Below are 8,443 nucleotides of genomic sequence, written 5' to 3' on the forward strand. Positions count from 1 at the left end.
GTTAAATAGAACTTTGTATACAACTGGGGGAACTTAAATGACACATAAAGAAATGATTGAAAAGGTCCTGAATAATATCGACAAGGTGATCATTGGTAAACGAGATATATCGGAGCTTAGCGTCACTGCGCTACTTGCAGGTGGACATGTTTTACTTGAAGACGTGCCGGGTGTTGGAAAGACCATGATGGTCAAAGCGCTGGCAAGGTCAATCGGTGCAGACTTTAAACGGATTCAGTTCACGCCGGATTTACTGCCTTCTGATGTGCTGGGCGTTTCAATTTATAATCCTAAAGAAATGGAATTTGAATTTAGACCCGGGCCTATCATGGGGAATATCGTACTCGCGGATGAAATAAACAGAACATCTCCAAAGACACAATCCGCTCTTTTAGAAGGAATGGAAGAGTCTTCAGTAACCATCGACGGGGAGACTATGCGAATTCCACAACCGTTTTTTGTAATGGCGACGCAGAACCCGATTGAATATGAAGGAACATACCCATTGCCGGAAGCACAATTGGATCGATTTTTATTTAAGTTGAAAATGGGTTATCCGACAAAAGGTGAGGAAATTGAAGTTCTGAGTCGTGCAGAAAAAAGGGTTCCCATCGATAATTTGGAAACGGTCATTTCTCTACAAGACCTAATCGATTTGCAAGTAGTCGTAAAAGAGGTCAACGTAGACGATACAATCAAAGGGTACATCGTAGAATGTGCGTCACAGACACGGAATAATCCGTATGTCTATCTTGGCGTTAGTCCGCGTGGATCACTTGCGCTTATGAAGGCGTGCCAGGCGTATGCGCTTATTAAAGGAAGAACGTATGTCACACCGGACGATGTACAATATCTATCACCGTTCGTATTCGGCCATAGAATGATTTTGCAACCTGAGGCAAAGTATGAAGGGATTTCTACGATTGAAATTGTGGAACGGATATTAACGAAGGTGCGTGTGCCGGTGGATAAGGTACAAATTAGATGATGAAAGTAGCCAGAACATTTTTAAGTTCAGGTAGAATCTTTTTCGTTTTGTTCATAGCCGTTTCTGCAGTTGTTTTCGCTATGTTTCAAGGAGGGAAAGTCAGTTGGACGATTTTCTATGTCCTTTTTCCTTTTATCTGTTATTCCATCTTATTATTCTTTTATCCGTTAGTAGATATAAAGGCGGAGCGGACCATTCGAACGCCGAATGTACAAAATGGAGGGAAATTAGCTGTATCCATTACGGTATACAGAAGAATTCGTTTTCCGTTACTCTACACAGTCGTAACTGAACAATGGGAAGAGAAGGAGATTCCAAAACTTGCAGGAGAGAAACTCAAACGTTTTTTTCTTTGGGGATTTCGAAAAGAAGTAAAATGGGAGTATGAGATTGAACGTATGCCAAGAGGAGAACACGTTCTTCAAGGAGTTGAAGTTGAAGTGTCCGATTTCTTCGGTTGGATTAAGAAAAAGAAATTCATTCCCGCCAAACATACCATTCTTGTATACCCCAAAACGGTTTCCATTAATTATGTGCCGATTGACACGCAATACGATCGCGGTTCGATGGCGTCGCCGCTTAACATTGTTAAAGACACGACGATGGCGACCGGTGTTCGCAATTATCAGCCGGGAGACCGGGTGACATGGATTCATTGGAAGTCTTTTGCACGGACACAAAGCTTAATGACGAAAGAATTTGAGGACAAGCGCTCACAAGAGTTATTTCTTATCCTTGATAGTAGGCCAGCGGAAACGTTTGAAGGACAAGTTGAACTTGCTGCATCCATTTTAAAAGAATCTACAAGTCAACAAGCAGGTCTTACGTTTATGTCTACTGGTGCGGAGTCATCCATTTTTCCATTCATCCAATCGGAAGAGCAATTTCATCGGGCGCTCGTTCATCTGGCAAAGATTAAACCGTCAAAAGATCAAAGCGATGCCAGATTACCAGGCGGTGAAGAGACTTCTGGACATGGTGGGAGTATCGTTTTGATAACCGGAAACCCTGATTGGCCTTTCATACAGTCTGTTACGCAAAATGTGAAAAACGCACGCCGGATTGTATGCTTTGTTGTGACCCAAGATGGTCAGATACCGCCAACGCTGGCAAGTAATATTCAATTGGCGAAGTCAAGGGGTATTGCCGTCCATTCACTAGCTCAAGAAAGGTTTACGACGGCATTCGAAGAGGTGACACGATTATGAATGGACCACGAATGGATAGGTGGCTGCTCGCATTCTTATATGTACTGGCATTCGTTCTTTTGCGAGAATGGCTCGTGCCTGTCATGGAACTTACAGATACGAATTATTTAGGGCTGTTTTTACTCTTTATTGCGTTGTCCTTTTTACTTGCTCTATTGAATGCGAAGTGGTGGATTTCAATTCCCGTGAAGCTGTTGTATGTTTTATGGGTTATACATTATGTATTTTTTGGAAAAGCATTTTTTTCTGTGGAAACAATTAATTACCTACTGCAAGACCTTCTTTCCAATATATCAATTTTATTGAACAGGGACTGGATGGATATCACGAATCCATTGCGAACGATTCTGTTTTATGCATTGTTATGGATGACAACCTACCTTATAAAATACTGGATTGAATATAGGAAAAGTATATTTTTGTTCTATGTAATGACTGTTATATTCGTGGCGTTTATTGATACATTTAGCGCTTACTCTGCAGATGGATCGATTTTTAGAATAATGCTTGCTGGTTTGCTTCTGCTAGGACTGCTATCCATTTCGAGACTGGCAGCAAGGCATAATGTATCCGTTTCTCGAGGGATATTTGCCACTATATCGATTCCCTTATTATTCGTCATTATTGCAGGCGGAGCTTTTGCAAATGTACTTCCCGTACTAGAACCTATGTGGCCGGATCCAGTGCCGTATTTCAAGTCACTTAGCGAAGACGCAGGAGAAGGTGGAAGCGGTTCAGGAGTTTCTGCGAGTGGGTACGATACAGACGATTCAGTATTAGGTGGGTCATTTGTGCAGGATAATACGCTTGTTTTCGAAGCGAAAGTACGGGACAAGCAGTACTGGAAAATAGAAACGAAGAATACGTATACATCTAAAGGGTGGGAACAGGACTCACCAACCGGGGCGATTGCCGTTCAAAATGTAAATGAGGAACTAAAAGATTTGCAAACAACTACGGCAGATACCCCAAGGTTGGAAGCGCAAATTATGATGAAAGAAAAGTTCCCTTTCATTTTATATCCGTATGGTACTAGAAAAGTCAGCGCTGATAGCGACGTATTTCTTTCTTACTCAGGTTCAACTGGCCAATACAAAACAATGAATGATGATTCGGAAATCGAACTTGCAACATACGGAATTGAATTTCAAGAGCCGGTTTATAGCTTAAAGCAATTACGTGATACTTCAATGGATGAATTCGGGACTTCAAGTGAAGACCTTTCACCCTATTTACAGTTGCCTCAACAATTACCAGCCAGAGTGACTGAGCTTGCCCACACGATTACTGAAGAACAAGATAGTGTTTACGAAAAGACAAAGGCAATAGAAAGGTACTTTGGTAGAAATGGATTTACCTACGCGCAACAAAATATTGCAATCCCTGGTGAAAATGATGATTATGTCGATCAATTCCTTTTCGACACGAAAAGGGGATACTGCGATAACTTTTCAACATCGATGGTCGTTATGTTGCGTTCAATCGATATCCCTGCGCGTTGGGTAAAAGGATTTGCACCAGGTGAAATTAAGAGGAATGCAACTGGTGAACGTGTGTATCAAATCACAAATAACGAGGCGCACTCATGGGTTGAAGCATACATGCCGGGAATAGGTTGGATGCCATTCGAACCGACAATTGGTTTTAGCGGGCAGACCGACATTGACTATGACCTTGATTTGGATATAAACGATCCGGCAACGCCAGAAATGAAAGAGAAAGAACAAGAGCGCAAGAAGAATAGTCAAAAGAAAAAACCAGTCAAGAAGGAAACGAATTTTGAACTAGATAAACTTATCAAAGACGTTACTACTTGGATTGGTAATCATGTTTGGTATTTTGTTGGTGCGGGTGCAGTTGTATTATTTATCGGTTGGCGATTCTATGTTGCAAGGAAAAAGTGGCTACCGAAAGTTTTAATCCGTAACTATAAATCCAAGAAAATGGATTGGGGAACTTTTACCAAACAATATAGAAGTTTATTGAACCAGTTGGACCGAATAGGCTTCAAGCGAAACGATGGTCAAACGTTAGCGGACTTCGCAATCGAGGTCGATAATCATTTCGGTGGAAACAATATGCGACAGCTAACAAGTGCTTATGAAAAAGGTTTATATGGCGGAGATTTGGTCAATCATGAGTGGGTCGCATTGAAGGAAATATGGGAAGATTTAATCATTAGGGCTTCGGGTTGATTTCCGGTGGTACTAGCAGTAAGATATAGAAAAGAATAAGCCCAAGGTGCCCTCATATATGTCCGGTAATATGGATCGGATGTTTCTACCAAGTTGCCGTAAATGACTTGACTATGGAGGCGGATTCAGTCCATCTTTGGGCTGTTTTCGCTTTTTAGTAGAGATGAGACGCGCGGAAAGTAAAACTTTCTGTAGCGTCTTTCTCTATATAAATAGAACTTTGGAGTATGAGAAGAAGAGGTGGAATCATTGTCAACAGCTCCTTTATTGGTCGAACAAGAAAAAGTCGTGGTCCTCGATTACGGTAGTCCGTACAACCAGCACATTACACGTAAAATTCGTGATTTCGGTGTTTATAGCGAACTTCACGCACACACGACATCAGCTGAAGAGATTAAAAAGATGAATGCTGTGGGTATTATTTTGTCAGGCGGCCCTGCATCAGTGGAAGAAGCATACGGCATCGATCCAGAAATCTTCTCTGCTGGTATTCCTATTCTAGGAATTAGTTCTGGGATGCAACTTGTTGTAAAACATTTCGGAGGAGAACTAGATAACTCATCCGAAGCGGATTATAATGCTGAGACAGTAACTGTAAATACATCAGCTGGATTGTTCAACGGACAGGCTGAAAAGCAAACCGTCTGGATGTCTCGCGGCGGTCGTGTTAAAACGTTGCCAGAAGGTTTTACAAAGCTTGCTGGTGGAGAGTCTTGTGAATTTGCGGCAATTGGAGACGAAACACGCAAAGTTTATGCGGTACAATTCCATCCCGAGCATCAGGAATCTGAACAAGGTATCGATCTACTGCGTCGTTTTATTTTTGAAATTTGCGCAGCAAAAGGCGATTGGTCAATGAGCAACTTCATAGACATCGAGGTCGAAAAGATTCGTGCAACAGTTGGTGATAAAAAAGTTCTCTGTGCGCTTAGTGGTGGTGTCGATTCATCCGTAGTAGCGGCATTGATTCATCGTGCAATTGGCGATCAGCTGACTTGTATGTTTGTAGATCACGGTCTTCTTCGTAAAGGTGAAGCGGATAGCGTAGTTGAAACGTTTAGCAACCAGTTCCATATGAACTTCATTAAAATAGATGCACGCGAACGTTTCTTGAATAAGTTAAAAGGGATTACAGATCCTGAGCAAAAACGTAAAACAATCGGTAACGAATTCATTTATGTATTTGATGATGAAGCAGCGAAACTTAACGGCATCGAATTCCTTGCACAAGGGACAATCTATGCAGACATTATTGAAAGTGGAACAGCTACAGCGAAAACAATCAAATCACATCATAATGTAGGTGGACTACCAGAAGACATGGATTTCAAACTAATCGAGCCGTTAACTGCACTTTTCAAAGACGAAGTACGTGCAGTAGGTGCTGAACTTGGTCTTCCGGAAGAAATTGTTAGACGCCAACCATTCCCGGGTCCAGGCCTTGGAGTTCGTGTACTTGGTGAAATCACAGAAGAGAAATTGGAAATCGTTCGTGATTCTGATTGGATTCTTCGTGATGAAATCCAAAAAGCTGGCTTAGATCGTTCAATTTGGCAGTACTTCACTGTCTTGCCGAATATCCGCAGTGTAGGAGTCAGAAGTGACGAACGGACTTATGATTATGCAATCGGTATCCGCGCAGTTAACTCAACTGACGGAATGACTGCCACTTGGGCGAAGATTCCTTATGATATATTGGAAAAAATCAGTGTGCGAATCACAACAGAAGTTCCGCGTATCAACCGGGTCCTTCTTGATGTAACGAGTAAGCCACCATCCACAATCGAGTGGGAATAACTGTATCGATTAATTGAATAGAACCGTCGTATATGTCCAGGAATATGGCTTGGATGTCTCTACCGGAACACCTTAAATGTTCTGACTACGATTTAGATAGAAGGGAGAACTCCCTTCTATTTGGATTTGTATTGGGGAAGCATACGACATTGTGTCGTGTGCTTTTTTTTTGTTTATAGGTTTTGGACATATGAATATCTGTATAAACTAAGCGTTGGTTCCATAAAGGGGAAGTCGAGGCCATAAGACCGGCAGCGGACCTGTCTGTCTAGGTAGGGTGGTAACCCTCAGCGCCTAGGCGGTTTCAAATAGAACTCTTTATTTCGACGTATATAGAAAATATTAATTAAAGGGCGGTAATGATGAAGAAATACTTTGAATTCGACAAACTAGGTACTTCATATAAACAGGAAATTATAGGGGGGTTAACTACATTCCTTGCTATGGCTTATGTACTTGTTGTAAATCCGTTAATGCTATCACTCGATTCGGTTCCTGATTTGCCGGAAGCGATGCGCATGGATAAAGGCGCGGTGTTTGTTGCGACAGCACTTGCTGCCGCAGTAGGATCATTATTTATGGGACTCATCGCAAGATATCCGATTGGCTTAGCGCCTGGCATGGGATTGAATGCATTTTTTGCTTATACAGTTGTACTTACACTCGGAATTCCGTGGCAGACAGCACTAACAGGCGTTTTATGTTCCGGTTTAATTTTTATCATTCTTTCACTTACCGGCCTACGAGAGCTAATCATCAACGCAATTCCGACACAGCTTAAGTTTGCAGTGGGAGCCGGTATCGGTCTTTTTATAACATTTCTAGGTTTTCAAAACGCGGGCGTCATCGTTGCGGACCCGAACACGCTTGTCACACTTGGTGATTTGTCACAAGGGACAACGTTATTGGCGATATTCGGTCTCCTAATCACTGTAATAATGATGGTTCGCAAAATAAAGGGTGCCATCTTTTATGGAATGATACTTACGACGGTTGTTGGAATGGTAGCAGGACTTATTGATATACCAACCAAAATCGTTGACAAAGTACCAAGTGTTGCACCAACTTTCGGTGCGGCGTTCGATGCAATTATCCATGATCCCGGTTCATTGTTGACAACTCAATTTCTGGTTGTGGTCATAACTTTCCTTTTCGTCGACTTCTTTGATACAGCGGGAACATTAGTTGCAGTTGCGAACCAAGCGGGACTTATGAAGAATGATAAACTGCCAAGAGCGGGAAGGGCATTACTAGCAGATTCTATGGCGACTGTAACAGGGGCTGTGTTCGGAACATCGACAACAACATCTTACATAGAATCCACAGCAGGTGTTGCGGCAGGCGCTAGAACTGGTTTTGCATCTGTCATTACAGGTATACTATTCTTATTAGCTTTATTCTTATCACCACTTCTTATGGTCATCACTTCTCATGTGACTGCGCCGGCATTAATAATTGTGGGTGTATTAATGGTTTCGTCACTGGGTAATATTGAATGGAACAAATTCGAGATTGCAGTGCCTGCGTTCTTTACGATTATCGCAATGCCGCTTACGTATAGTATTGCAACCGGAATTGCGATTGGTTTCATTTTCTATCCGATTACAATGATTGTAAGTGGTAGAAGAAAAGAAGTGCATCCAATCATGTATGGTTTATGGGTTATCTTTTTATTGTACTTTATATTTATTAAATAGAACGCCATTCAAAAAACGATTCCCTTTGAAAAGAGGGGAGTCGTTTTTTGTTAGAACCTGTATTTATATAGAGGAGATGAGTTGTGAAACGTTTAAGTGTTGTAGTGGCGGCGTTTCAATTGAATTGGAGTCTGTGGGCGGGTAGGTAAAATCCTTGATTTTAATAGGAGGTTCAACAAGTTTTGAAGAAAGTTAATATAAACTGTTGACTTTTGTTTAGATGCTTGGTATATTAATTAAGCAGTCGGGAGCGAGCAACACTAACCGACAGCGAACGACATAAAATGAACCTTGAAAACTGAACAGCAAAACGTCAATGAAATATAGCGAGAGTGTCAAGTGCACTCGAGCAAAACATTTCTGAGTAACCGACTTACGTCGGCGCAAAGGAATACAAATTGTCATTAACGAAGAATTGAAATATATTCTTTTAATTAATGCCAGCAAGAAATGAGCTATTCATTTTCTTCTATTATGGAGAGTTTGATCCTGGCTCAGGACGAACGCTGGCGGCGTGCCTAATACATGCAAGTCGAGCGGACAATAAGGAGCTTGCTC

General features: G+C 41.7%; 5 protein-coding genes, 1 rRNA gene and 2 riboswitches. All 6 genes read left to right on the forward strand.

The window, feature by feature from the left end; translation table 11 throughout:
* The first annotated feature begins 37 nt into the window (after positions 1-37).
* A complete protein-coding gene (locus tag FILTAD_RS05240) occupies positions 38-988 on the forward strand; it encodes an AAA family ATPase (protein ID WP_124069459.1) in 951 nt (316 codons plus the stop codon).
* Positions 985-2,196 (forward strand): DUF58 domain-containing protein, encoded by a 1,212-nt coding sequence (locus FILTAD_RS05245; protein ID WP_124069460.1) that lies wholly within the window; start codon positions 985-987, stop codon positions 2,194-2,196. The genes FILTAD_RS05240 and FILTAD_RS05245 overlap by 4 nt, the downstream gene beginning before the upstream one ends.
* Entirely contained in the window at positions 2,193-4,391 is a 2,199-nt protein-coding gene (locus FILTAD_RS05250) for a transglutaminase domain-containing protein (RefSeq protein ID WP_124069461.1), read from the forward strand. Before FILTAD_RS05245 ends, FILTAD_RS05250 begins: the two co-directional genes overlap by 4 nt.
* Before the next feature lie 32 nt (positions 4,392-4,423).
* Positions 4,424-4,525, forward strand: a riboswitch (purine riboswitch).
* A gap of 115 nt (positions 4,526-4,640) precedes the next feature.
* A complete protein-coding gene (gene guaA / locus FILTAD_RS05255; RefSeq protein WP_124069469.1) occupies positions 4,641-6,188 on the forward strand; it encodes a glutamine-hydrolyzing GMP synthase in 1,548 nt (515 codons plus the stop codon).
* A gap of 6 nt (positions 6,189-6,194) precedes the next feature.
* Positions 6,195-6,296: riboswitch (purine riboswitch) on the forward strand.
* A gap of 254 nt (positions 6,297-6,550) precedes the next feature.
* The gene (locus FILTAD_RS05260; RefSeq protein WP_124069462.1) at positions 6,551-7,885 is read left to right on the forward strand and encodes an NCS2 family permease; all 1,335 of its coding nucleotides are present in this window, start codon (positions 6,551-6,553) and stop codon (positions 7,883-7,885) included.
* A 471-nt stretch (positions 7,886-8,356) separates the two neighbouring features.
* Positions 8,357-8,443: ribosomal RNA gene (locus FILTAD_RS05265) — 16S ribosomal RNA — on the forward strand; the annotation flags it as partial.

This window comes from Filibacter tadaridae (assembly GCF_900609045.1).
Classification (GTDB): domain Bacteria; phylum Bacillota; class Bacilli; order Bacillales_A; family Planococcaceae; genus Sporosarcina; species Sporosarcina tadaridae.

What these genes read in the sequence shown, in the direction of transcription:
- FILTAD_RS05250 (WP_124069461.1), top strand. Translation starts at nt 2,193, where the DNA reads ATGAATGGACCACGAATGGATAGGTGGCTGCTCGCATTCTTATATGTA.
- FILTAD_RS05245 (WP_124069460.1), top strand. Translation starts at nt 985, where the DNA reads ATGATGAAAGTAGCCAGAACATTTTTAAGTTCAGGTAGAATCTTTTTC.
- FILTAD_RS05260 (WP_124069462.1), top strand. Translation starts at nt 6,551, where the DNA reads ATGAAGAAATACTTTGAATTCGACAAACTAGGTACTTCATATAAACAG.
- FILTAD_RS05240 (WP_124069459.1), top strand. Translation starts at nt 38, where the DNA reads ATGACACATAAAGAAATGATTGAAAAGGTCCTGAATAATATCGACAAG.